This is a genomic window from Kribbella sp. NPDC023972 (assembly GCF_040639075.1).
Classification (GTDB): domain Bacteria; phylum Actinomycetota; class Actinomycetes; order Propionibacteriales; family Kribbellaceae; genus Kribbella.
Map to the genome: position 1 here is coordinate 1,918,842 of NZ_JBEZZH010000001.1, position 24,228 is coordinate 1,943,069.

The window sequence follows — 24,228 nt, forward strand, 5'->3', positions numbered from 1 at the left end:
CCTTGCCGCTGCTTCATTGTACACAAGTGTCAGCCAAATGGAGGTGCGGCATGAGTGCAAGGACTGCAGCGGCCACGACCGTCAAGGTTGTCCAGCCCGGTGAAGGTCAGCGCGGCGGATTGATGCCCGGCGTCGGGGTGATCTTCAAGATCGACGGTGTCGACTCCGGTGGAGCCCTCGCCGTCGTCGAACACCCCTTCGAGGTCGGCGGACTCGTCCCGCCCCACGTCCACCACCGCGAGGATGAGATCTCCATCGTGCTCGAGGGCGAGATCGGCTTCCGGTCCGAGGACAAGGAGATCGTGCTCGGTCCGGGCGGATACATCGTGAAGCCGCGCGGCGAGGTCCACGCGATGTGGAACGCCGGGCTGACGCCGGCGCGCATGATCGAGATCATCTCGCCTGCCGGACTCGAAGAGCTCTTCCGGACGGTCGTCGGCCTGACCGAGCGCGGCGAAGCAGAGATGTCGAAGATCGTCGAGCTCGCGAACCGCTACGAGGTCCCAATCGCGGAGCCCGAATGGTTCGCGGACGTCATCGAGCGCTACCAGCTCTCCATGCCGACGCCTTAGTCCGGGGCCGCCTGGATGTAAGCCAGGCGGCCTACACCCGTTCGCGATGGACTACCTGCTCGACAGGAACGCGATCACGATCTACGGCTGTAGTACTAGGCCGAGTCGGTCCTGGACGCGAACCAACACCACATCCAGGACCTACAGGCCACCATCGAGCGCCTCAGCGAAGAACTCGGGTGGGCGTGGCGACCGATTCCATCAGGCGGGGGTGACCTCTAGCCGCTCGATGACGTCGGTCAGGGTGAAACGGAAGGAGAACGGCAGTGGGCCGCCGGGGAAGTCTCCGTTCGCGTTGGCGGTCAGCGTCGGGCCCGATGGGTCGTAGTCGACGACGGTCAGCGTGATCTTCGGGGCGATCTGGTGGTCCTGGATCCACTGGGCGATCTGCGTGGCGCCGCGGTACTCGGTGCTGTCGTCGATCACCACCGATTCCGGTCCGAAGAGGCCGGTCAGTGCTTCGGCTTCGTGGGTGTTGGTCGCCTCGACGAACGAGGTGACCAGGGATTCAGTGATGGTTGCACTCATGATGTTGCCTTCCTGGGGAACTTTCTCTGAGTTTTATGTCCTTCTAGACAGAATAACGTGTCGCATAGGACAGGAAATTCCCGCACTGAGCGAGAAAGTTCGGTAGGCTGCGGGGATGGTTGCACCTGTCGATTCGTCGTCGCGGAGACTGCGCGAGGCGGGTGATTTCCCGTATCGGTCGGAGTTGCTGGCGAGCTTGAGCGCGCTGATCCTGTTGTGGGAGTCACCTGGCCTACAGAGCGAGATTCTCACCTCGAGCGGTGAGCCGATCGATCAGCCGGCGCACTCGGCACTTCGGCATCTGGCGGCCGGTCAGCCGATGCGGCCGAGCGATCTTGCCCAGGCCATGGGAACTGGTCCTTCGAACATCAGCAAGATCCTCAAGCGCCTTGAGGCGGCGGGATTTGTCGAGCGTAGTCCCGATCTCGAGGACACCCGCTCGACCTTGATCACGCTGACATCCGAGGGGCAGGCGGCCGCGCGTCACATCTATGACCTCGGCGACGCCATGATCGCCCAGGTGCTCGCTACCTGGTCGCCGCGCGACATCGCCCGGTACACCGAGCTGACGAAACGCTTCACCGCCGACGCGATCGCGGCCGCTGAGGTCATGCGACGCGAGGGCCTCGCCCACCCACGCTGACCGGATTCAGCTAGGGAAATCGGCGCTGCGTGAGAGGGCTTCACTGGCGCGGATGTCGGCGAGGTTCGACTCCAGGGTGTTGACGGCGGCATCGAATCCGCCGCTACCGAGCACCAGGCGGCGCGGCGGAGATTCCAGGTCCATTGCCTGAAGCACGGCCTGGACGCCACGCTCCGGATCGCCAGGCTGGTGACCGTTTTGGTCGATCATGGCTTTGCGGATGACGTCCAACTGCGGCAGGTAGGCGTCCACGGTCTCCCGCAGTGGCTCGTCGGCAAAATTCGAGTACGCCCGGGTGCGGAAGGCGCCCGGCTCGACGGCCAGCACCTTGATGCCGAACTCGGCAACCTCCGCGCGCAGTACGTCAGTGACTGCTTCAACTGCGAACTTCGCCGCCGAGTAGTACCCGAAGCCCTCAATCCCCCGCAGGCCCGCCACCGAAGACATGTTCACGACCCAGCCAGAACCCCGGGCTCGCATTCCCGGCAGGACCGCTCGGGTCACCTCCAGCACGGCGAAGAAGTTCAGCTCCATCACTCGCCGCACGTCCTCGGGCCGCATCCCCTCGATCGACCCATACCAGCCCCGGCCGGCGTTGTTCACGACCACCTCGATCCCACCGAACTGTTTCTCGGCGGCGGCAACCCCAGCTCGCACCTGACCGGCATCGGTCACATCGACCTCGACCACAAGGACGCTCTCGCCGTGCGGAGCAGCCCAGTCGGCCAACTCCGCAGGACGCCTCGAGGTGATCGCCACCCGGTCGCCCCGGGCCAGCACAGCGTCAGCGAACACCAACCCAAAGCCGCCAGGGGTCCCGCCGGTGATGAACCAAGTCCTCATGTCACTCCTCTTCGGGTTGATCCAGTTGGTCAAAAACTGTCCTCTTGGACACAGTAACATGTCCTGATCGACACTATATTTCGATCGAAATCCGTCGCCGCTAGCTATCTCGACAGAGGCTTGTGACTGCGTTGTGCATGCAATATATTGGACATCAGAGCTGGCGACCGCCGGGCTCGCAGACTCCGCTCGGGGGCTCCCGGTGCGGGAGGAGAGGAACCAGATCATGAGCACCGACCTGCAGATCAGGAACGTCGTACTCGTGCACGGCGCGTTCGCCGACGGCTCGGGCTGGCGGGGCGTGTACGAGAATCTGACGGCGCGCGGCTACCGGGTGACGGTCGTGCAGAACCCGCTCATCTCACTGGAGGACGACGTCGCAGCGACCAACCGGGTCCTGGACCGGCAGGACGGTCCGACGATCCTCGTCGGCCACTCCTGGGGCGGCACGGTGATCACCGAGGCCGGAGTCCACCCGAACGTGGCCGGTCTGGTCTACGTCTCCGCCCTGGCACCCGACGCCGGCGAGACCACGAGCCAGCAGTACGAGGGCTTCGCGGCGACGCCGGACTTCGTGATCGACGTCGGTGAGGACGGCTACGGCTTCCTCAACCACGACAAGTTCAAGGCCGGGTTCGCCCACGACGCGAGCGACGCGGACGCCGCCTTCCTGCGGGACTCGCAGGTCCCGATCAACATGTCGGTCTTCGGTACGGCGGTGAAGAACGCCGCCTGGCGCGACAAACCCACCTGGGCCGTCATCGCCACGGAGGACAAGGCCTTCGACCAGGCCATGCTGCAGCACATGGCGACCCGCAGCGGCGCCAAGATCACCAACGTGTCCGCCAGCCACGCCCTCTTCACGACACAGGCCGGGGTCGTCGCCGACACCATCGACGACGCCGCGAAGAACGCCGCGAACGCCCATCAGTGAACCGCTGATCATTATCCCCGCCGATCCGTGGGTCACTGATCGCTTCTCGACCAAGGGGCCGGCCCGCGCAGATCGCGCGCGCCGGCCCCTTTCGCTCCGGAGGACCGCATGTCGATCACCCCGTTCCAGGTGACACTCTGGATCGAACTCCTGGCCGCCGGACTCGGCGGCCTCCAAGGGGCACTCTTCGCCGCAGGCGTCCGGTCTCGCCGCATCGACGTGCTCGGCGTCATCGTGATCGGACTCGCCGTCTCGCTCGGAGGAAGCCTGCTCCGCGACCTCGTGCTCAATCAACCGCCGGTCGTGATCTGGAGCAACTGGTACCTGACCGTGGCCGGTGCGACGGCGATCCTCGGCATGGTGCTGCAACCGGTGCTCGCACGAGGGGACTGGCTCATCACCGTGCTCCTCGACGCCGTCGTGATGGGCCTGTTCGGAGCCATCGGCGCCTCGAAGGCGCTGTCCCTCGGCGTCGACGTGGCCGGGGCTTTGGTGGTCGGCGTCATCGGAGCCATCGGCGGCGGGATGCTGCGCGACGTGATGCTGGGCCTGTCTTTCTCTTTCCTGCACGTGGGCACCCTGTACGCCGTCGCGGCCGGCGCCGGCACCGGAGCGCTCATCCTCCTCGCCGAACTCGGTACACCCATCCCGATCGCAGGATCGGTCTGCGTGGTGCTGACCACACTCATGCGCCTGACCGCCGTCCGCTTCGACTGGACCTTCCCGGAACAGTTCGCGGTACGCCGCTGGCGAGGCCGGTTCCGACGGAGCCAGGCCTCCCGGCCGACGGCACGCCGTACCTCGCAGCAACGATCAACATGATGACGGTGATGCAATCCGGCGGCCGGCGGCCGGCGGGAGGCTCTCGGTTCGAGATCGGCGTCATCGACCATGGCAGCGGCCCAAGCAACTTGTTCATCGCGGAAGAGGGAGTGACTGGTGGAGCTCGACTGGAGTCTCGGGCACTACGAACCGACGGGGAAGTTGCTGCTGCCGATCTCCGAGCGGGTCGTGACGATGTCCGAGCCGCTCGTCGGTAAGCACATCATCGACCTGGGCTGCGGTACCGGGAACGCCGCTCTTCTCGCGGCCGAGCGCGGGGCCGTTGTCACCGGCATCGATCCGGCCGCGCGACTGCTCGAGGTGGCCCGCAAGCGAGCCGCCGAGCGTGGGCTGCAGGTCGAGTTCGCCGCCGGTGACGCCGCGTCGATCCCGGTCGGGGACGGTACGGCGGACTTGTTGCTGTCGGTCTTCGCGGTGATCTTCGCGCCGGATGCCGAAGCGGCGATCGCGGAGATGACGCGGGCGACCGCAGCGGATGGACTGATCCGGCTGACCTCCTGGATCCCGGGTGGATCGATGACGGCGATCAACCGGACAGCCGGCCAGTTCATGGCCGAGGTGTTCGGCGGCGGCGAGTCGCCGGATCCCGGAGCGGCCACCCCGCTCGCCTGGCACGACGAAGCAGCGTTGCAGGAGGCCTTCGCCGCTCACGGGTTCTCGGTCGAGCTGGAGCGGCATTCGCTACAGCTCAAGGCAACGTCGCCCGAGGAGTATTTGGAGGAGTCCGCGCAGCATCCGATGGCCGTGAGCGGGGCTCAGGCGCTGGCGTCGCGGTCGGACGGCGAAGAGCTGCAGGCGGAACTCCACCGCCGCCTGCTGGCCGCAGTACGGGACGTCAACGAAGATTCAGCGGCGTTCCAGGTCTCCAACGAGTACGCGATCGTCACCGCCCGCCGTTCCGTGGCGTGAGCCCGGCCAGTGGACGACGGCAGGGCGGAGTACGGCGGAGAAGGCGGCTATGCCGTCGACAACTAGGTCAGGCCTCGGTTTCGGCGTTCTCGTCGACCGCGAGGCTGTGCCAGATGTCGAACGCCACCGATGCGGCGCCTTCCGCGTCGCCGGCCTCGATGAGATCGATCAGCTGCTCGTGCCGACTGACCGACACCCGGCCGTCGACGCCGAAGCGCAATCGCTCCGCGCGGCGGATCAGTGGGTCGAAGCGTTCGATCACCGCTTCGAGTGCCTGATTGCCGAGTGCGGCGACCGGGATCCGGTGCAGTTCCTCGTCCACATCCAGTGCCGCACTCACATCGCCTGACGCCACCGCCGCGGCAAACCGGCGGTTCGCGTCTCGCATCCGGTCCACGTCGTGCGCGCTGATCCGCCCCGTCACCTGTCGTACCGCCAACTCGTGCATCGCGGCGACGACGTCCTTCGCGTCCCGCACCACCTGGATGTCGATGGCGCTGACCGTCGTGGATCGACCCGGCAGCGCCACCACCAGTCCACTCGCCCCAAGGCGCAGCAGCGCTTCGCGCACCGGGGTCCGGCTCACCCCCAGCCATTCGGCGAGCTCACCGTCCTTGAGTTGCTCTCCCGGCCGGAACGTTCCGTCGACGATGGCGTCGCGGAGGCGACGGTAGACGTCGTCGCGCAGAAGGGTGCGGTCTACGCCAGGACTGCCCTGGGGAATCGGCATGGCAATATATTGCACACACAGCCCCTCATTTACGAAACCGTGAGCGGCTCTTGTCTCACGTCGCGAGTGTATATTGCATATCCGAGACCGCGTCACAGCAGCCGCTCGGGACCTCCCGGTGCGGGAACGGAGTTCACCGCAGCTAGTACGTCAGGCTCTGGCAGCGAGCGGGCGGCCAACATGCGCAGCGCCCGGCAAACAACCCTGATGGCCGTCGACGCCCCTCGGTCGGCCTCGTCGTCGTGGTGATCGTGATCTATCTGAGCTCGCTGTACGCCGGGGTCGTGCTGCTGGATCGCGGCTACGACGTCGCGACCATCATCGCCCTGCTCTCGGCGTTGACCGCGGCCGCAGTCGAGGCGGGACGGCGCCTTATGCTCGTCCGGCCGGCGGCGGCGTCGTGACGGTGATCCCGCAGCTGGACGAGGAGCGCAGGCGGTGGGTGGCGACCGCGCTCGACCCGGTCGGCGATTTCGGCGTGCGGCTGCAGGAAGAAAAGAACCGCGCCGGCCTCACGTTTTCGGCAGATCGCCGACGCGACCCACTACTCCCATCCGCACATGTTCGGGCCGCCAAAGGACACACTCTGCCGACCTGGCCAGTGGCCGAGGCATTCCTGACCGCCTGCGGTGCTGACCGCGCCGCGTCACGTCTCGTAGACCAACCACTTGCTTTCGATCTCGCCGGGAGATCGACGTCTTGCTGCTTCGCGAACAGGAGCAGTTGGCAGAGTGGGTCGGCGAATTCCTGGTGGAACGCGTCACGGATCTGTTCCGCCGACGCCCTTGGACCGGCCGCGTCCGGTGTGCTGGAGATACGCCTGTGTGAGCTCGCCCACCTCCTCCTGCAACTTCAGCAGGAACCAGTCGGCATTCCGCGCGAACCCGACCCGCTCCTCGTAGCGAGCCGAGATCTTCTCCAACCGCTCCGCCAACTCCCCGAGCTCCACCCGGATACCCCAACCACACACCCCGGACAAGACGCGCCGGTTGTGGTGGCCTTGAACAGGAACTGGTGTCCAGGCACCTGGTACCACCTGTTGAAGGCCGTCGTTGGGGTCCAAGGCCCCAAGACCATCCGCACCCAAACCAGCTGGACGATCGAGGCTAACTGGGTTTCTCTGCGTCGGAGGCGGGCTCTTCCATCGGGGCCGGAGGGAACGCCTCCGGGTCGGAGAGGTCCGGTTCGGGGTCGGTCGTGGGGTGGGGGGCCGCCCGGGGGCTCCGGTGCGGTGTCGGTCTGCAGGCTCTTCGGGGCGGTGGCCCAGACCGCGGCGGCCGCGCGGGCGGCGTCGGTCTGGCGTCCGTAGTTCTTGATGTCGAGCGCGTACGCCTTCACCACCGCGGACAGATCCTGGCGCAGCTGCTTGTGCACCCAGAGCGCGTAGGCCTGCGTCCGGGCCTCGATGAAGTTCTTCAGTTCCTGCATCTGGGCCGGGGTCACGTCGTCGTCCTCCGAGTGGCCAGGGGTGAATTCGCCGTGGGCGGGCACGGCGCGGGCGGGGTCGCCGGGGCAGTCGGTCGGCTCCGGACTGAGCCATGTGCAGGCGAGTTCGGACATCCGTGCAGACGACTTCGAACATCGACAAAGCTCGCAATTGGCAACAAAGACAGGCTGTGTACTTGGACCTGATCGAGTGGCTGGCTCAGGATCGTGGCGGTACTCAGGCCGAGGTCCACCGTAAGCGACGTCAACTGATCAATGCGATCCGTATGGAGTTTGGCGGAGAGGCGATTTGGCGCGACCTGACGTAGGCCATCCCGCTGGGTGGCGCCTTGTGGATCACGCACCCGGTTTGCGGGCGCGACACAGCAGCTGAGAGGTCCGTCGCCGCACGGGTGGCGACCCGTCGTACGGCACCGCGGCAGCCGGTGCCGGACACGTACCGGAACTGAGCGTGCGGGAACTGTGCGGGGAGTGTGCGGGTGCTGGCCGTGGTCCGGGCGCACCGGCGCCGGTGGGATAAGGGGCAGCCGGCGGGGACCTCCCGCCCGATCTCAGGAGTCCCCGTTGCCAGGACTAGTCGGCCGCCTCCGACAAGCGGCCATCCCACTGCTCACCCTCGTTTTCGTGACGTCATTACTGGGCGTCCCGATGGCCTCTGCCGCCGAGGGCCCGCTCGCGTCCTTCGGCTACACCATGCCGGACCGCTTCGGTCTCGACGAGAACGGCGACGGTCTCACCGACTACGTCGCCGGCACCACCGACCACCCGGGCCCGGTGCAGGTCAACCCCAGCAGCTGGCATGTCGACCTCGACGCCTGCGCCAGCACCGATGGCGCCGCGCTCAGCTGGCGCGTCGTCGACCAGCCCGACCCGGCACACCCGCTCACCGTCACGCAGGGCGGCGAGGAGTGCGACGAATTTGACCTCGAGGTACCGGTCGAGGGCACGTACCGCGTCGCTCTCACCGCGACCAAGGACGGCGTCAGCACCACCCAGACCGTCCCGGTCGTCGTCCAGGACTGGCTGATCGTCAGCCTCGGCGACTCCTACGGCTCCGGCGAGGGCGTGCCGGACGTCGAGATCCCGCAGGACGAGTATCAGGAGTTCCTCGCGGCCTGGCGCGACTTCGACAACAAGATCCGCCGGGTCGCCACGATCGAGACCGAGCTCGCGCCGCTGCGCCGGCAGATGGAGCTGTGGCAGCACTACGTCAACCAGTACGACGCTCACTGCCTTCCCGGCAAGGCCGACTGGGACGCGGTCGAATGTGCCAAGGCGCTCGGCTACATCTCCGACCGCACACGCACGACCATCGAGGAGGCGATCAAGCTCGGGATCACAGTGGTGCAGGAGACGCTGACCGACGTCGCCAACGCCGTCGCCGCCTTCGTTACCAAGGTTCGGCAGGCCGCCGAGGCGGCCCACCAGGTCGTCGAGACCTTCGCCGGCAAGCACGCCGCCACCTGGCAGGACAAGCGGTGTCACCGGTCGGCCTACGCCGGGTCAGCGCAGGCCGCCAAGCGTCTCGAGCAGGACGACCCGCGCACGTCGGTGACCTTCGTGCACCTGGCCTGCAGCGGCGCGAGCATCGTCTACGGCCTACTGGGTCGCTACACCGGCGTGGAAAAGGCCGGGACCGACAGCAACGAATGGTGCAACGAGCGCACCGGGCCGCTCGACCCCGGGCCTCCGCCCGGCGCGTGCATCACGCCGCAGGTCGACCGGGCGAAGGAGATCGTCGGCGATCGCGAGGTCGACGCGGTCTACGTCTCCATCGGCGGCAACGACGCGCATTTCGCCGACATCGTCGTCGCCTGCATGATGCAGAACCCCTGCTACCAGGAGAACTGGATCTCGGACAACGAGGCCGAGCGCGACAAGACGTGCGGCGACCAGATCTGGCGGTTCACCGTTCCCGGCTACTTCTGCCACCTGTTCTTCGACCTGCTGCCCGACGTCGACGAGGAGGGCAACGACGTGTTCAAGAGCGCGGCACAGCTGTGGAAGGAGGGGCGCGACGGCGTCGTCGGCGACCAGATGTACAAGGGCCACGTCACGCTGTTCCGCGACCTCGCCCGCGCCGTCTCCGGCGTAGAGGGCAGCGACGGCAAGCTGCTGGCCTGGGACGACCGCGACCGGGTCTTCCTGTCCGAGTACGTCGACGCCACCCAGGACACCGACGGAAGCGCCTGCGGTCGACCGGAGAAGGGGATCCTCACCATCCCGGGCTTCTCCCAGCACGAGTTCGAATGGATCGCGAGCACCGTCGCCCCTGAGCTCAACGCCAATGTCGAGGCAGCGACGCAGGCCCACGGCTGGACGCTGGTCGACGGGATCTACGAGCGCTTCGCCGGGCACGGCTACTGCGCCGACGACAACTACCTCGTCCGGCTGCAGGAGTCGTTCCTGCGGCAGGGCAACAAGGAGGGCACCGTCCACCCGAACGTGCACGGTCACAGGATGTACGCCGACAACATCCTGCGCGAGTGGAAGGAGGCGTTCTACGGCAGCGAGACCGACCACTCGACGCCACGGCGGCCCGACCAGCTGGCGTTCGCCGACGCCGGCGGCCCGTACACCGTCGCCGAGGGCAGCACCGCGACGGTGCAGCACGAGTCGATCGACCACGACGGCGACCCGCTCAGCTTCGACTGGTCCGTCGACCCGGCGATCGCCCGGATCGAGCGGGACGGGCACCGCGACGCCGCACTGGTGGGCATCGACGACGGTACGACGACCGTCGGCCTTCGGGTCCTGGACCAGGAGGAGGGCTACGCCACCGACAGCACCCGGGTGACGGTCACCAACGCCGCCCCGACGGTCAACGCCGGCGCCGACGCCAGCTCCACCGAGGGCACCGTATGGACTGGCAGCGCCTCGGTCACCGACCCGGGGACGCAGGACACGCACACCGCGGTCGTCGACTTCGGCGACGGCACCGCGCCGAAGGAGCTCGCGGTCACCGGCGGCCGGGTCGCGCTGTCCCACCGCTACCTGGATGAGGGCCGCTTCGACGTGTCGGTCACGGTGACCGATGACGACGGGGCCGTCGACCGCGACGAGGTCATCGTCACCGTGAGCAACGAGGCGCCGGTCGTGCAGCCGGTCGTCGCGCCGCTCGAGCCGCAGCGGGTCGGCACGCAGGTCGTCGCCAGCGCCCGGTTCACCGACACCGGAACGGTTGACGTGCACACCGCTACGGTCGACTGGGGCGACGGCAACCGCGGCGCGGCCACCGTCACCGAGGACGGCGGCACCGGTGAAGCGCGGGCGAGCCACGCCTACACCGTCCCCGGCACGTACCGCGTGACCATCACCGTCGACGACGCCGACGGCGGTATCACGTCAAGCACGTACCAGTACGTCGTCGTCTATGACCCGAGCGGCGGCTTCGTCACCGGTGGCGGCCTGCTCGACAGCCCCGCCGGCGCCTACAAGGCCGACCCGTCGCTCGCGGGGCGCGCGCACTTCGCCTTCGTGTCGAAGTACGCCAAGGGCGCGAGCGTCCCGACCGGCTCGACGTCCTTCCGGTTCACCGCCGGCGAGCTCGAACTCGAGTCCAAGGCCTACGAGTGGCTCGTCGTCGCCGGCGCCCGCGCACAGTACAAGGGCATCGGCACCGTCAACGGCGCCCCGGGCCACGCGTTCACCGTGACCGCGCTGGACGGTGACCAGCTCGGCAAGGGCAAACCGGACCTGCTGCGGGTGCAGATCTGGTCGCCGACAGGTGGGCTGATCTACGACAACCAAAGCGGCGCGCCGCTCGATGCCGACCCCGTGCAGGGCATCGCCGCCGGACAGGTGCAGGTCCAAGGAATTAAGTAGCAGCAGCGAATCCAGTAGCAGGTTGCAGGGGCGGGTCCGACAAGGCCCGCCCCTGCGGCGTGCGGTATTGCCATGAGGGCCCGGTGAGCCGGAGCCTCAACGTTTCCGGCCCTAGCAGGGGCCAGGGCCGCAGGCTAGCCGACGGAGATGGGTGAACCGGATACCGGCCTTGAGTCGCTTGGTATCCGTCGTGTCTCGGGAACACACACACGCGCTTTTCTCAGGTGATCTGATCGAGGTCTCCAGGTGCCAGATCGGATCTTCTGCGCACGTAGCGGAGCATGTGGCGCCAGGCCCCGGCCTGCATCGCCGCGTCGGCGGCGACTTCTATGACGACCGTGGGCGCGACCTTGGTGATGGGGGTCTTGGGCTTGCTGCGCCGTCCGGTGGAGATGTTGTCCGGCCTGGGTTCAGTGGTGCTGTCCGGCCGACGATCACGAGCTCGAGGCCGCGGTACAGACCGGCCACGACCGCTTCGGGGCGTCGGGTGTTTCGAGCTGGCGGTCGCCGACGAGATTCTGAAGCGCAACCCGGCCAAATCGAAGATCGTGAAGAGGCCCGTCATCGGCGATTCCGACATCGTCGTCTGGTCGGACGAAACGGTGGACGCGATCGTCGAGGCACATCCGGAGCGGTTCCAACTGATCCCGATCATCGGAGCGGGCGCCGGGCTTCGGCAAGGCGAGATCTTTGCACTGGCCCCGGAGGACTTCGACTTCGACGAGAAGCTCATCCGGGTTCGACGCCAGGTGAAGAAGCTCGGTAGGCACTTCGTGTTCGCGCTGCCCAAGAACGACCGCGAGCGAGTAGTCCCGATGTCAGAGCACGTTGCCGAGCTGGTGCAGGATCACATCGAGCGGTTCGGCACGACCGAGGTTTCCTTGCCGTGGGAACGGCTGGACGGCGCCCCAAGAACCGTCCGACTGCTGTTCATTTGGTCCGACGGAAAGCAGATCCGGGCCCGCAACTACGAAGAGACGATCTGGAAGCCTGCGTTGGCCGGGGCGGGCGTCATCTCGCCTCCGACCCGAGACAATCGCGGTCGCCGGCACTACACGACGGACCGCAAGACCGGTATGCACGCTCTGCGGCATCACTACGCCAGCGTGACACTGCATGACGGGGTCAACATCAAGGAACTTGCCGAGTACCTGGGCCACCACGATCCAGGTTTCACACTGCGCCTCTACACGCATCTGTTGCCGTCGTCGCACGACAAAGCACGCCAGGCCGTCGACCGCCGGATGGCGCGACTCCGGCTGCGACTGACGGAGCAGCGACGGAGCAGGGACGATTCAGCTGCGGCGTGACCTCCGGCGGCCTATCGGCCGCCGGAGCGGCCAAGGTGCCCCTGACCTGCGGAAACGTCGTCAGCTGAGGCCTTTGAGGAGTTGGCGGGCCATGACTATGCGTTGGACCTGGTTGGTGCCTTCGTAGATTTGGGTGATCTTGGCGTCGCGCATCATGCGTTCGACCGGGTAGTCGTGGGTGTAGCCGTAGCCGCCGAGGAGTTGAACGGCGTCGGTGGTGACAGCCATCGCGACGTCGGAGGCGAAGCACTTGGCGGCGGCGCCGAAGTAGGTCAGGTCGGCGTCACCGCGCTCGGATCGCGCGGCGGCGGCGTACGTGAGCTGGCGGGCCGCCTCGATCTTCATGCCCATGTCGGCGAGCATGAACTGCAGGCCCTGGAACTCGGCGATCGCCTTGCCGAACTGCTTGCGCTCCTTCACGTACCCGAGCGCGTAGTCGAGCGCGCCCTGGGCGATGCCGAGCGCCTGGGCGGCGATCGTCACCCGGGTGTGGTCGAGCGTCGCCATCGCGGTGGTGAAGCCGGTCCCCGGGTCGCCGATCATCCGCGCGGCGGGGATCCGGACGTTGTCGAAGTACACCTCGCGGGTCGGCGAGCCCTTGATGCCGAGCTTCTTCTCCGGCGCGCCGAACGAGACGCCCTCATCGTCCTTCTCGACCACGAAGGCGGAGATCCCCTTCGACCGCGCGTCCGGATCCGTCACCGCGAAGACCGTGTAGAAGTCGCTCACTCCGGCGTTGGTGATCCACCGCTTCACGCCGTTCAGGACGTACCCGTCCCCGTCGGCGACCGCCCGCGTCTTCATCGCGGCGGCGTCCGAACCGGCCTCGGGCTCCGACAGGCAGTAGGAGAACATCGCGTCACCCGCGGCCACCGGCGGCAGGTACCGCTGCTTGACCTCGTCCGACGCGGACAGCAGCAGCGGCAGCGAGCCGAGCTTGTTCACCGCCGGGATCAGCGAGGTCGAGGCGCAGGCCCGGGCGACCTCCTCGATCACGATCACGGTCGCGAGCGCGTCCGCCCCGGCGCCGCCGTACTGCTCCGGGATGTGCGGCGCGTGGAAGTCGGACGCCTTCAGCGCGTCGTACGACGCCTTCGGGAACTCGGCCAGCTCGTCCACGTCCCCCGCGTGCGGGGCGACCTTGGCGTCGCAGACGTCGCGAACGGCCTCACGGATCGCCTGGTGCTCCTCGGACAGCGCGTACAGGTCGAATGAGTTACTCACGAGTTGCACTGTACGACGTGGCCTCGCGACCAGACAGCCGTCGTACGCCGAAAGTGACCAACAGCGCACGCGGCGGAGGACCGGTGGACATGAGCCGGTCACCGGTTGATAACCGCGGTCGGTAGAGTCCCGGGCATGACTGAAGCGACGCCCCGTCCGCTCCGGATCGCCGTGATCGGCACCGGCTATCTCGGCTGCAACACGGCCGCCGGGATGGCCGAGTTCGGTTTCGACGTCATCGGGGTAGAGATCGACGAGCACCGGCTGAAGCTGCTGAACGACGGCAAGGCACCGCTGTACGAGCCCGGGCTGGACCCGCTGCTGAAGAAGCACACCGAGTCCGGACGGCTCCGGTTCACCAGCGACTACCGGCAGATCGCGGACTGGGCCGACGTGCACTTCATCTGCGCCGGCACCCCGCAACTCGAGGGCAGCGAGGCGGCGGACCTGTCCCAGGTGCACTCGGTCGTCAGCATGCTGGCGCCGCTGCTGACCGAGCCGACTCTGGTGGTCGGCCGGTCCACGGTCCCGGTCGGTACGGCGACGATAATGGAGCAGCGGTTCCACGCCGAGTCCCCGGCCGGTACGGCGGTCGAGCTCGCCTGGCAGCCGGAGTTCCTCCGCGAGGCGCATGGCGTGGAGGACACCCTGCACCCGGACCGGCTGGTGTTCGGCGTGGCGTCGGAGACCGCGGAAGCCCGGCTGCGTGAGGTGTTCGCCGCCCCGATCGCCGACGGTACGCCGGTGGTCGTGTGCAACCGGCCCACCGCCGAGCTGGTGAAGGGCGGTGCGAACGCCTTCCTGGCCACGAAGATCTCGTTCATCAACGCGCTCGCCGAGCTGGCCGACGCGACCGGCGCCGACGTCACCCAGCTGGCCGACGCGCTCGGGTACGACAAGCGGATCGGCCGCGGCATGCTGAACGCCGGCCCCGGCTACGGCGGCGGCTGCCTGCCGAAGGATCTGCGGTCGTTCATGCACCGGGCCGGTGAGCTCGGGGTCGAAGAGGTGATCACGCTGCTGCGCGAGGTGGACGACATCAACCACCACCGCCGGGCCCGGATCGTCGACGTCACCCACGAGGTGCTCGGTGGCGAGTGGGTCGGCAAGAACGTCACCGTCCTCGGCGCGGCGTTCAAGGCCGGTACGGACGACGTCCGCGACTCGCCCGCCCTGGACGTGGCCGGCCGGATCCAGCTGCACGGCGCCAACGTCACGGTCTACGACCCGGAGGCGATGGAGAACGCCCGCAAGGTCCGACCGACACTGCGGTACGCGGGTTCGGTGATCGACGCCTGCCAGGGGGCGCACGCCGTACTGCATCTGACCGAGTGGCCCGAGTTCCGGCAGCTCGACCCGGTGACCCTGCGGGACGTCGTCGCCACGCCCGCTCTCGTCGACGCCCGGCTGCAGCTGGACTCCGCGAAGTGGCGTGCGGCGGGCTGGACCTACCGAGCGCCGGGCAGGCCCTAGGTAACGGTCGCCGCGCGCAGGACGGGTCTGGTCAGTACGACGAGACCCGTCAGCGCCGCGGCGAACGAGATGCCGAGACAGACGCCGGTGATGCCCACGCTCTGCAGGTCCGCGAGAGTGCCGAGGATCGGGTTCATCACCACGAGCGCCAGGCTCTGGCACAAGACCACGACCGACTGCAGCCGTGACTGGTACTCACGCTCGACCGAGTTCATCAGCAGCGGCAGCACGTGACCGGTGAAGGTGCCGACGCCGATCCCGCTGAGCACACCGGCGGCGAAGGTCAGCGGCAGCGGATCGAGGACCGACAGACCGAACAGCCCTACCGCGGCCACCAGCAGGCCCAGTGCGGCGAACACACCCGGCCGCGGGAACGCTCCGCGCATCAGGATGCGCAGCGCTATCACCCCCACTCCGAGACTCCTGCTCGCCACCAGCAGCCCGGCGGTCGCCGCGTCCCACCCGTGGGCCCGGGCCAGCAACGGGAAAAGCAACGCGTCCAGCGGCATCAGCAACCCGGCTGCCACCGTCATCGTGATCAGCAGCGCGCGGGTGAGCGGACGCCCGAAGGCGACCTTGATCCCGGCCACGATCGACCGGATCATGCCGCTCGGCATCTGGCCCGGCGGGGTGATCGTCTTCCGCAGCAGGATCAGCACGACGATCATCACAGCGAAGGTGAGCGCGTCGAAACCGGCCGCGGCGGCGAGCCCGGCCCAGCTGACCAGGAGGCCGCCGACCGCGGTGCCGGTGACGGCGAAGACGACACCGGTGACCTGGAAGCTGGCCAATGCCCGCGGCACCTGCTCCGGCGGAACGAGCAGGCGCGGCATCGAGCGCGACGACGGCAGGAAGAACGCGTCGATCACACCGACTGTCAGGGCCAGGGCGAGCAGCAGCCAGACCGGCTCGCCCGCCGCGAGCGTGGCCGGGACCAGCGCCGCCGTCACGGCGAACATCGCCAGGCAGCTGGCCAGGAGGACGCGAGGTGCGCCGAAGCGGTCGCCGACCGCGCCGCCGATCAGCAGCAGGGCGGCGCGCGGCGCGGCCGCGAACAACAGGACCAGGCCGGCGATCCGGCCGCCGTGTTGGCTGGCGGACCATCCGATGGCGAACATCATCGTCAGGTCGCCGAGCAGGGACACGGCGGCGCCGAACAGCCAGATCCAGTAGCGGACCGGGATGCGCTGCGTATCCGATTCAGCGGGCGGAGTCACGATCGTTGACCTTAGACGACAACGGTTGGGATCTCATGGCTACCCGGCCACGCTCTGTGGAAAACCGGCTGCGATCAGCCTTTACGCAGCTCTGCGGCGCCGTCACGGACCGTACTGCCCTTCGCCCGGGCAAGGTCGGCCAGCGACTCCTGGAAAGCGATCATCCGGTCCCGCAGCTTCTCGTCCGACGCGGCCAGGATGCGAACCGCGAGCAGCCCCGCGTTGCGCGCGTTCCCGATCGACACCGTGGCCACCGGCACCCCGGCCGGCATCTGCACGATGGACAGCAGCGAGTCCATCCCGTCCAGGTACTTCAGCGGCACCGGTACGCCGATCACCGGTAGCGGAGTCACCGACGCCAGCATGCCCGGCAGGTGCGCGGCCCCGCCGGCGCCCGCGATCAGCACCTTCAGACCCCGCTCGTGGGCTGACCGTCCGTAGTCGATCATCTCGGTCGGCATCCGGTGCGCCGACACCACATCCGCCTCAAAGGGCACGTCGAACTCCACGCACACCTCGGCCGCGGCCTTCATCGTCGGCCAGTCCGAGTCCGACCCCATCACGATTCCCACACTCATGCCGCAGCTCCCTACTCGTCGATGGTGCCGGTCAGGTACGCGGCCGCGTGCCGGGCGCGTTCACGGACCTCCTCGAGGTCGTCGCCGTACGCCGTGACGTGGCCGACCTTGCGCCCGGGTTTCACGGACTTGCCGTAGAAGTGGACCTTCAGGCCGGGGTCGCGGGCCAGACAGTGCAGCAGCCCGCGGTGCATGTCCTCGACGTCGCCGCCGAGCACGTTGACCATCACCGTGTACGGCGCTCGCGCGGCCGGCGATCCGAGTGGCAGGTCGAGCACCGCCCGCAGGTGGTTCTCGAACTGGGAGGTGACCGCGCCGTCGATCGACCAGTGGCCGGTGTTGTGCGGGCGCATCGCCAGCTCGTTGACCAGCAGGCGGCCGTCGCGCGCCTCGAACATCTCGACCGCGAGGATGCCGACCACACCGAGCTCGCCGGCGATCTGCAGCGCGGTGTGCTGGGCCTGGGCGGCCTTCTCCGGGGCGAGGCCGGGCGCGGGTGCGGTGACCTCGACGCAGATGCCGTCGCGCTGGACCGACTCGACGATCGGGTAGGCGACCGCCTGGCCGTGCGGCGAGCGGGCCACGATCGCGGACAGCTCACGGACGAAGTCGACCTTCTCCTCGGCCAGGATCGGTACGCCGGCGCCGAAGGCCGCGGCGACCGCGTCGTCGTCCGGGCCGTTCACGAACCAGACGCCCTTGCCGTCGTAGCCGCCGCGAGTGGTCTTCAGGATCACCGGGAAGCCGCCGACCCGCTTGGCGAAGTCCTCCACGTCGGCGGGTGACTCGACCACCTGGTGGGCCGGTGAGGGCGCGTCGAACCTGTCCAGCCGCCGGCGCATGACCGCCTTGTCCTGGGCGTGTACCAGCGCGTGCGGGCCGGGATGGACCTTCACCCCCTCGGCTTCGAGGCTGTGCAGCAGGTCGGTCGGCACGTGCTCGTGGTCGAACGTGACCACGTCACACTCGGCGGCGAAGCGCCGTACCGTGTCCGGATCGCGGTAGTCGCCGACGGGCGCGTCGGCCACCGCCTGAGCCGCGGACACCGCCGGGCCCTCGGCCAGCACCCGGAGCTGAATGCCGAGCGCGACCGCGGTTTCCTGCGTCATCCGGGCCAACTGGCCGCCGCCGACCATGCCGACCACCGGCGTACCGACGGGCAGGTCCTTTCGATCGAACTTCACAGGCAGGAGCCTAATGTCCATACAACACCCGGCCGTCGGCGGCCACCGTGGCGCGCTGGCGATTTCGGCGTCGACCGGGTCGCCGGGTACCGTGGGAAGCTGCCATTCCCGTCGCGGTGTGATCACAGAAGGTTCCGGAGACCGTTGAAGCTCGTCACCACGCTGTATCGCCAGGTTGAGCACCTGGTGCACGAAGTGGCCAAGTTCGGTCTGGTCGGTCTGCTCGGCATGGTGGTCGATCTGCCGATCTACAACTGGCTGGTGTTCAACAACCCGTTGGTGTTCGGTACGCCGGGCGACGGGATGCTCCATCACAAGCCGCTGACCGCCAAGGTCATCTCGGTGACGCTGGCGACCATCGCGACGTACCTGGGCAACCGGCACTGGACCTGGCGGCACCGCGAGCGCTCCGGCCTGCACCGCGAGTACGTCCTGTTCTTCGTGCTGAACGGCATCGGCCTGCTGATCGCGGCCGGCTGCCTGGGCTTGTCCCGCTACGTCCTGGACCTGCACAGCGCGCTGGCCGACAACATCTCCGCGAACGTGATCGGCCTCGGCCTGGGCACGCTGTTCCGGTTCTGGTCCTACCGCAAGTTCGTCTTCCGCGAGGAGCTCGCCCTCGAGGAGGCCGAGCACACCCCGGCCCCCGAGTCCCCGGCCGGGCTCGACGCCGAGTCCACCGGCGACCTGCCCGCGGTCCGCTGATCCGCTCGGGCGTTCCCGCTTTCCTGTCGGTTACGACGGGTGCGTGGGGATAGCTGAATGGGCGCGGCGGAGTGACACTGGCCGTGTCACAGCCGGGGCCACGGGAGGGCGGCCCGGCGAAACCGTAAGGAGGCGGCCATGGCCCTGTTCATGGACGTGCACGAGAGCCTGCCGGAAGGCGCGACGGCCAAGGACGTCGCCGAGGCGCACAAGGCTGACATGAAGGTGCAGGACGAGTACGGCGTGAAGTACCTGCGCTACTGGGTCGACGAGGCCAACCAGAAGGTGTTCTGCCTCGCCGAGGCACCCGATGCCGAAGCCGCCATCGCCGTCCACCGCGAGGCCCACGGCCTGGTCGCGGACCACATCTACGAGGTCACCGAAGGCAGCTGACGACCAGCCCGCGAGCGGCGCCACCCGGGTCGGGCGGCGCCGCTCGACTGTGTCACTGTCCGTTGTCGATGGGGCGTGTGAGGATGCGGGGATGACTGGATTCGACGTTCGTACGGCGGTGGCGGAGGACTACGAGAGGTTCATGGCCCTGTTCAGCGGGGCCCTGATGTTCGAGATACAGGCCGACGAGCTGGGCCGCCAGCTGTTCGAGCCAGAGCGGGCTCTGGTCGCCGTGGACGGCGACGAGATCATCGGGACCGCGGGCGCATTGACCCGTGACCTGTCCGTGCCCGGTGCGGTGGTGCCGGCCGCGCATGTGACCGCGGTCGGCGTCCGGGCGACGCATCGCCGGCGCGGTGTCATGTCGGAGCTGATCAGCCGGCAACTGCGGGAGGTGCCGGAGGCGATCGCGGTGCTGTGGGCCACTGAGCCCGCCATCTACGGCCGGTTCGGGTACGGCGCCGCCGCGTGGGGGACGTCGTACGAGGTCGATCTGCACCGGGTCGGACCGCCGAGCGTGCGGACTCGTCCCGGTGAGCTCGGCGAGCTGTCCGCGGAGGAGGCAGCCAAGCAGTTGCCGCCGCTGCTGAGGACCTTGCAGGAGCGGCGGCCAGGTGTGTCCGGTCGATCGGAGCTCAGGTGGCAGAAACGCCTGGAGGACAAGCCGGAGAGCCGTGGCGGCAACACACCCCGGCAAATCCTGGTGCACCGGGACGAGACGGGCACGGTGGACGGGTACGCGCTGTGGCGCGGCAAGATGAACTGGGTTTCGGTCGGCCCGGCCAACGAGGTGTCGGTCGAGGAACTGGTCGCGGTCGAGCCGGCGGCGTACCGGGCGCTCTGGCAGCATCTGCTCACGCTCGATCTGGCCGCGAAGCTCGAGTTCGGTCACGCCGCGGTCGACGAGCCGCTGCAGCAGCTCGTGACCACTCCGACCGCGCTGAACCGGCGGGTCGGCGAGTCGCTCTGGGTCCGGGTGACGGACGTCGCCGAGGCGCTCGGTCAGCGACGGTACGCCGTACCCGTCGACCTGGTGCTCGAGGTGGCCGACCACCTGATCCCAGCGAACTCGGGCCGATTCCGACTGACCGCCGACGGCGCGGCGGCACGATGCGAACCCACCGAGGACCGGGCCGACCTGAGCCTGTCGATCGCGGCACTCGGCGCCGCGTACCTCGGCGGCCGGACCCTCGCCGAGTTCGCAGCCACGGGCGAGGTCACCGAACACACCTCAGGCACCCTCACCAAGGCCACCGCCGCCTTCAACTGGCCGATCGCACCCGTCAGCATCGAAATCTTCTGACCTGCAGGATCATCGGCGGGCGGGGTGGCCTACTCGCCGTTGAGGGGGGCGCCGGGGTCTTTCCAGCGGAAGTGGATGGCGGTGGGGAAGGAGAGCGGGACTTTGCCGCGGGATTGGATGACGGTGGACAGGCCGTTGGCGCGGCTGACGGCGTACAGGTAGCCGGACTGGGTGTCCCTGTCGATGCCGAGCAGCAGTGTGCCGGACTGGCCGCACTTCTGGGCGAGCAGGGCTTCGAAGCCCTGCCAGGTCGAGCGGCGGACGAGCTTCACGATCGGCTGGAGCGGTGCTGTGGTCGGCAGGTGGATGGTATAGAGCGCACCGCTTCGGGTGTTCGCGAGGAAGGTGTCGTAGGTCCGGGATTTGCTGATCAACGCCATCGACTTGACCGCGGCGAAGCCGGGAGCGGACACCCTGTTCCGCCAGACGCCTTTGCTGTCGATGGTCCAGCGGAAGAGCACACCGTCGCCGCGGAGTCCGTACGTGTGCCAGCGCGAGATACCAGCCTCGGTCGGGCCCTGGTACTCGGCCTCCTCGAGGGCGACGAAGCTCCCCCAGCCGCCGCCGATCCGGGTCGCCGTCGGGCCGATGGAGTCGATCTGGCCGTCCTTCGCGTGGTAGCCGGTCGAGTAGAGCGCATCGCCCAGGATCACGTACCCGTTGACGGCCAGGCCGCCGAACCCGTCCTCCCGGATCGACATCGAGCTGCTCACCCTGGCCAGCCCATCGGGGTACACGCCGTTGGCCAGGATGCCGCTCCTGATTGTCGGCGGCACCGTCGCGATGATCCCCTGCTCCCCGTGGTCACCGCCGGCCGTCACCGCGCCGGCCCCGATCACGCAATTCGCCGACGTCGCCGCCACCGCCGTACCAGCCGTCCCCGGTAGCAGGCTGCCCGCCACCAGCAGCGCCGCTGCCGTCGTCCCGATCACCCTGTTCATCCCCGCACCACCCCTTCGGCCTGTACTTGACCAGATGCCGCAACGGGCCGATTGGTTACCGAAGTAGGCAATTGGTAGTTGGTGGCCGAAATCCCTTGTTGCGGTGAGAAAACATCACAATACTGTGCGTGCGCCTGAGGATCGCCCCACCGAAAGGACCGCACCATGAGGAAACGTGTAGCCGCTGTGCTGACCACCGGGATCGCCGCGGCGGCTCTGGCCGGTGTCTCCGCACCAGCCCAGGCCACGGCCACCTGGACCCACGTCGGCACCTATCCGACGAAGTCCAAGTGCATCGACGCCGGCCAGACCTACCAACGCGAAGGCTGGGACTACAGCTGCCGCACCCGCCCGGCCGGCGACTGGCTTCTGTTCATCCAGTAGCCCGACGCGCTCTAGCGGTTGTCGTCGGAGTTGAAGAGGGTTTCGCCGTCGTCAGCGGCCGTGGCGGGCTGCTGGCGGCGGCGCATGTGTGCCGGGGGCTCCTCGTCGTCCAGGATGCCGTCGCCGGGCTTGCCCTCAGGGCCGCCGAAGAGCAGGTCGGACATCTGCAGATGGACATGCTCGACATGCGGTACGTCTGGCAGCACGACCTGCCCGCGTTCACCGGCGGACTCGATGTGCAGCGTGCCGCAGCCGAGGATGCGGTCGACCAGGCCGTGCTCGTAGGAGACGTCGTTGATCCGCATCAGCGGGATGTCCCGGCCGGTGCGGGTGAGGATGCCGTGCCGGGTGATCAGGCGGCGGTTGGTCAGCGTGTAGGTGGAGAAGAACCAGTTCAGGAACGGCTTGGCGGCGAACGTCAGCAGCAGCACCACACCGACGGCGAGAATCGCGAGCCGGACCGGCGTCTGCATGCTGCCGGTCGGCACGATCGCGGCCAGGAAACTCCCCGCGCCCGCCACCACGAGCAGCACGAACACCGGGAAGATCAATGCCTTCCAGTGCGTCCGGGTGCTGACGACGACGTACTCGTCCTCACCCAACAACTTCGCCGAGATCGCCATGGTCCCAGTGTCACAGTTCCCGGGTTCGCTTGTCCTGTCCCGACACGACCGGCTGTACGACGTACGCCGTACAGCCGAGCGTGGCCGGGCGGGCACAGATAGTGGTTTAACTCTTCACAAGATGCATACAGTGCGCCAGTATGCGCGAGGGGTAATCACCAGCGGAGAAGGAGCCGTGCATGGCCGTCTTGTCGGTACTCGACCGGGAGCACACCGTCGCGCCGCCGGGGTACAGCCGCTGGCTGATCCCGCCGGCCGCGCTCGCCGTCCACCTGTGCATCGGCCAGGCCTACGCGACCAGCGTCTACAAGACGTCGCTGGTGAAGCATTTCGACACCAGCCAGACCGCGATCGGGGTGATCTTCAGTATCGCGATCGTGATGCTGGGTCTGTCCGCCGCGATCGGCGGCACCTGGGTGGAGCGCAACGGGCCGCGCAAGGCGATGTTCGTGTCGGCCTGCTTCTGGGCCACCGGGTTCGTGGTCGGTGCCCTCGGCATCGGTACCGGGCAGCTCTGGATCGTCTACCTGGGGTACGGCGTCATCGGTGGTATCGGCCTCGGGATCGGCTACATCTCCCCGGTCTCCACGCTGATCAAGTGGTTCCCGGACCGCCCGGGCCTGGCCACCGGACTGGCGATCATGGGCTTCGGCGGCGGCGCGCTCGTCGCCAGCCCGCTGTCGCGTCAACTGCTCAGCCTGTACGACGACAGCTACGACCCGGGTAACAGCGCATCGGTGGCCGGCGGCGGCGCGCTGGTGGCGTTGTTCCTCACCCTGGGCATCGGCTACTTCGTGATCATGATGTTCGGGGTCGTCAACATCCGGGTGCCCGCGGAAGGCTGGAAGCCGGACGGGTTCGACCCGGCGACGGTCAAGCAGAAGGCTCTCGTCACCACGAACAGCGTGTCGGCCGCGAACGCGATCAAGACCCCGCAGTTCTGGTGTCTGTGGGTGGTGCTGTTCTGCAACGTCACCGCGGGGATCGGCATCCTCGAACAGGCCAGCCCGATGATCCAGGACTTCTTCCGCGGCACCGACGGCAAGTCCACGGTGGCGGTCGCCGCCGCGTCCGGGTTCGTCGGGCTGCTGTCGATCTTCAACATGGCCGGCCGGTTCGGCTGGTCCAGTACGTCGGACGTGATCGGCCGCAAGCCCATCTACGCGATGTATCTCGGGGTCGGCATCATCGCCTACTTCCTGCTCGCCACCCTCGGGCACAACAGCACGGTGATCTTCGTCCTGCTCGCCGCGGTGATCCTGTCCTTCTACGGCGGCGGGTTCGCGACCGTACCGGCGTACCTGCGGGATCTCTTCGGGACCTACCAGGTGGGCGCGATCCACGGGCGGTTGCTGACCGCGTGGTCGGCGGCGGGGATCGCCGGGCCGCTGATCATCAACGGATTCCTCGACCGGGAAGGGAAACCGGGCACGCTGACCGCCCAGGCGTACCGGCCGGCGCTGTTCACCATGGTCGGTGTGCTGGCGGTCGGCTTCGTCGCCAACCTGCTGATCCGCCCGGTCGCGGACCGGTTCCACGAGCGCTCCGAGTCGACGATGGAGGCCGCGAAATGAACCAGACCCCACGCCTGGTGGTCTCCTGGCTGCTGGTCGCCGTACT

General features: G+C 68.1%; 25 protein-coding genes. 15 read left to right on the forward strand and 10 right to left on the reverse strand.

The window, feature by feature from the left end:
- Window positions 1-50 precede the first annotated feature (50 nt).
- A complete protein-coding gene (locus AB0F43_RS09160; protein WP_360472862.1) occupies window positions 51-572 on the forward strand; it encodes a cupin domain-containing protein in 522 nt (173 codons plus the stop codon).
- Between the two features lie 201 nt (window positions 573-773).
- Here the strand turns inward: AB0F43_RS09160 and AB0F43_RS09165 are convergent, their stop codons facing one another.
- A complete protein-coding gene (locus AB0F43_RS09165) occupies window positions 774-1,100 on the reverse strand; it encodes a nuclear transport factor 2 family protein (RefSeq protein ID WP_360472865.1) in 327 nt (108 codons plus the stop codon).
- A 196-nt stretch (window positions 1,101-1,296) separates the two neighbouring features.
- Here AB0F43_RS09165 and AB0F43_RS09170 point away from each other — a divergent pair, with 196 nt between their 5' ends.
- Window positions 1,297-1,743: a MarR family transcriptional regulator gene (locus AB0F43_RS09170; protein WP_360472867.1), complete on the forward strand. Its 447-nt coding sequence runs from the start codon at window positions 1,297-1,299 to the stop codon at window positions 1,741-1,743.
- Window positions 1,744-1,749: 6 nt separating this feature from the next.
- Here the strand turns inward: AB0F43_RS09170 and AB0F43_RS09175 are convergent, their stop codons facing one another.
- Complete coding sequence (locus AB0F43_RS09175) at window positions 1,750-2,814, reverse strand: SDR family NAD(P)-dependent oxidoreductase (RefSeq protein WP_360472869.1); 1,065 nt, start codon at window positions 2,812-2,814, stop codon at window positions 1,750-1,752.
- Here AB0F43_RS09175 and AB0F43_RS09180 point away from each other — a divergent pair.
- From AB0F43_RS09180 to AB0F43_RS09190, 3 genes are all read left to right on the forward strand, one after another.
- Window positions 2,813-3,520 (forward strand): alpha/beta hydrolase, encoded by a 708-nt coding sequence (locus AB0F43_RS09180; RefSeq protein WP_360472871.1) that lies wholly within the window; start codon window positions 2,813-2,815, stop codon window positions 3,518-3,520. The two genes, AB0F43_RS09175 and AB0F43_RS09180, sit on opposite strands and share 2 nt — an antisense overlap.
- Before the next feature lie 108 nt (window positions 3,521-3,628).
- Window positions 3,629-4,342, forward strand: a complete 714-nt coding sequence (locus AB0F43_RS09185; protein WP_360472874.1) for a TRIC cation channel family protein — start codon at window positions 3,629-3,631, stop codon at window positions 4,340-4,342.
- A gap of 117 nt (window positions 4,343-4,459) precedes the next feature.
- Window positions 4,460-5,272, forward strand: a complete 813-nt coding sequence (locus AB0F43_RS09190) for a methyltransferase domain-containing protein (RefSeq protein WP_360472877.1) — start codon at window positions 4,460-4,462, stop codon at window positions 5,270-5,272.
- Between the two features lie 67 nt (window positions 5,273-5,339).
- Here the strand turns inward: AB0F43_RS09190 and AB0F43_RS09195 are convergent, their stop codons facing one another.
- Window positions 5,340-6,002 (reverse strand): GntR family transcriptional regulator, encoded by a 663-nt coding sequence (locus AB0F43_RS09195; protein ID WP_360472880.1) that lies wholly within the window; start codon window positions 6,000-6,002, stop codon window positions 5,340-5,342.
- A gap of 242 nt (window positions 6,003-6,244) precedes the next feature.
- Here AB0F43_RS09195 and AB0F43_RS09200 point away from each other — a divergent pair, with 242 nt between their 5' ends.
- Window positions 6,245-6,406, forward strand: coding sequence for a hypothetical protein (locus AB0F43_RS09200; protein WP_360472883.1), 162 nt, complete (start codon window positions 6,245-6,247; stop codon window positions 6,404-6,406).
- 356 nt (window positions 6,407-6,762) lie between these two features.
- Here the strand turns inward: AB0F43_RS09200 and AB0F43_RS09205 are convergent, their stop codons facing one another.
- Complete coding sequence (locus AB0F43_RS09205; protein WP_360472886.1) at window positions 6,763-6,951, reverse strand: hypothetical protein; 189 nt, start codon at window positions 6,949-6,951, stop codon at window positions 6,763-6,765.
- A gap of 673 nt (window positions 6,952-7,624) precedes the next feature.
- Here AB0F43_RS09205 and AB0F43_RS09210 point away from each other — a divergent pair.
- From AB0F43_RS09210 to AB0F43_RS09220, 3 genes are all read left to right on the forward strand, one after another.
- Window positions 7,625-7,756 (forward strand): hypothetical protein, encoded by a 132-nt coding sequence (locus AB0F43_RS09210; RefSeq protein WP_360472889.1) that lies wholly within the window; start codon window positions 7,625-7,627, stop codon window positions 7,754-7,756.
- Window positions 7,757-8,072: 316 nt separating this feature from the next.
- Window positions 8,073-11,273, forward strand: coding sequence for a PKD domain-containing protein (locus AB0F43_RS09215; protein ID WP_360472892.1), 3,201 nt, complete (start codon window positions 8,073-8,075; stop codon window positions 11,271-11,273).
- Between the two features lie 281 nt (window positions 11,274-11,554).
- Window positions 11,555-12,583 carry a site-specific integrase gene (locus tag AB0F43_RS09220; RefSeq protein WP_360472895.1) on the forward strand — a complete coding sequence of 343 codons (1,029 nt, stop codon included), beginning with the start codon at window positions 11,555-11,557 and terminating at the stop codon, window positions 12,581-12,583.
- Window positions 12,584-12,643: 60 nt separating this feature from the next.
- On the opposite strand, the gene AB0F43_RS09225 is transcribed toward AB0F43_RS09220, so the two are convergent.
- The gene (locus tag AB0F43_RS09225; protein WP_360472898.1) at window positions 12,644-13,807 is read right to left on the reverse strand and encodes an acyl-CoA dehydrogenase family protein; all 1,164 of its coding nucleotides are present in this window, start codon (window positions 13,805-13,807) and stop codon (window positions 12,644-12,646) included.
- A gap of 135 nt (window positions 13,808-13,942) precedes the next feature.
- On the opposite strand from AB0F43_RS09225, the gene AB0F43_RS09230 reads away from it, so the two are divergent.
- Window positions 13,943-15,280 (forward strand): UDP-glucose/GDP-mannose dehydrogenase family protein, encoded by a 1,338-nt coding sequence (locus AB0F43_RS09230; protein WP_360472901.1) that lies wholly within the window; start codon window positions 13,943-13,945, stop codon window positions 15,278-15,280.
- Here AB0F43_RS09230 and AB0F43_RS09235 read toward each other — a convergent pair.
- The 3 genes from AB0F43_RS09235 to AB0F43_RS09245 all read right to left on the reverse strand — a co-directional run bounded on the left by AB0F43_RS09235 (window position 15,277) and on the right by AB0F43_RS09245 (window position 18,259).
- A complete protein-coding gene (locus tag AB0F43_RS09235) occupies window positions 15,277-16,497 on the reverse strand; it encodes an MFS transporter (RefSeq protein WP_360472904.1) in 1,221 nt (406 codons plus the stop codon). The genes AB0F43_RS09230 and AB0F43_RS09235 overlap by 4 nt on opposite strands.
- A gap of 74 nt (window positions 16,498-16,571) precedes the next feature.
- The gene (gene purE / locus AB0F43_RS09240) at window positions 16,572-17,075 is read right to left on the reverse strand and encodes a 5-(carboxyamino)imidazole ribonucleotide mutase (protein WP_360472907.1); all 504 of its coding nucleotides are present in this window, start codon (window positions 17,073-17,075) and stop codon (window positions 16,572-16,574) included.
- Window positions 17,076-17,086: 11 nt separating this feature from the next.
- The gene (locus AB0F43_RS09245; protein WP_360472910.1) at window positions 17,087-18,259 is read right to left on the reverse strand and encodes a 5-(carboxyamino)imidazole ribonucleotide synthase; all 1,173 of its coding nucleotides are present in this window, start codon (window positions 18,257-18,259) and stop codon (window positions 17,087-17,089) included.
- A gap of 144 nt (window positions 18,260-18,403) precedes the next feature.
- On the opposite strand from AB0F43_RS09245, the gene AB0F43_RS09250 reads away from it, so the two are divergent.
- From AB0F43_RS09250 to AB0F43_RS09260, 3 genes are all read left to right on the forward strand, one after another.
- Window positions 18,404-18,964: a GtrA family protein gene (locus tag AB0F43_RS09250; protein ID WP_360472913.1), complete on the forward strand. Its 561-nt coding sequence runs from the start codon at window positions 18,404-18,406 to the stop codon at window positions 18,962-18,964.
- Between the two features lie 138 nt (window positions 18,965-19,102).
- Window positions 19,103-19,357, forward strand: a complete 255-nt coding sequence (locus AB0F43_RS09255) for a DUF4242 domain-containing protein (RefSeq protein ID WP_360472916.1) — start codon at window positions 19,103-19,105, stop codon at window positions 19,355-19,357.
- Between the two features lie 91 nt (window positions 19,358-19,448).
- Window positions 19,449-20,660 carry a GNAT family N-acetyltransferase gene (locus tag AB0F43_RS09260; RefSeq protein ID WP_360472919.1) on the forward strand — a complete coding sequence of 404 codons (1,212 nt, stop codon included), beginning with the start codon at window positions 19,449-19,451 and terminating at the stop codon, window positions 20,658-20,660.
- Window positions 20,661-20,689: 29 nt separating this feature from the next.
- On the opposite strand, the gene AB0F43_RS09265 is transcribed toward AB0F43_RS09260, so the two are convergent.
- The gene (locus AB0F43_RS09265) at window positions 20,690-21,601 is read right to left on the reverse strand and encodes a hypothetical protein (protein WP_360472922.1); all 912 of its coding nucleotides are present in this window, start codon (window positions 21,599-21,601) and stop codon (window positions 20,690-20,692) included.
- A gap of 165 nt (window positions 21,602-21,766) precedes the next feature.
- Between AB0F43_RS09265 and AB0F43_RS09270 the strand changes: the two genes are divergently transcribed.
- Complete coding sequence (locus AB0F43_RS09270; RefSeq protein ID WP_360472925.1) at window positions 21,767-21,985, forward strand: hypothetical protein; 219 nt, start codon at window positions 21,767-21,769, stop codon at window positions 21,983-21,985.
- 11 nt (window positions 21,986-21,996) lie between these two features.
- Here the strand turns inward: AB0F43_RS09270 and AB0F43_RS09275 are convergent, their stop codons facing one another.
- A complete protein-coding gene (locus AB0F43_RS09275) occupies window positions 21,997-22,608 on the reverse strand; it encodes a PH domain-containing protein (protein ID WP_360472928.1) in 612 nt (203 codons plus the stop codon).
- A 179-nt stretch (window positions 22,609-22,787) separates the two neighbouring features.
- On the opposite strand from AB0F43_RS09275, the gene AB0F43_RS09280 reads away from it, so the two are divergent.
- Window positions 22,788-24,182: an OFA family MFS transporter gene (locus AB0F43_RS09280; RefSeq protein WP_360472931.1), complete on the forward strand. Its 1,395-nt coding sequence runs from the start codon at window positions 22,788-22,790 to the stop codon at window positions 24,180-24,182.
- The last annotated feature ends 46 nt before the right edge of the window (window positions 24,183-24,228 follow it).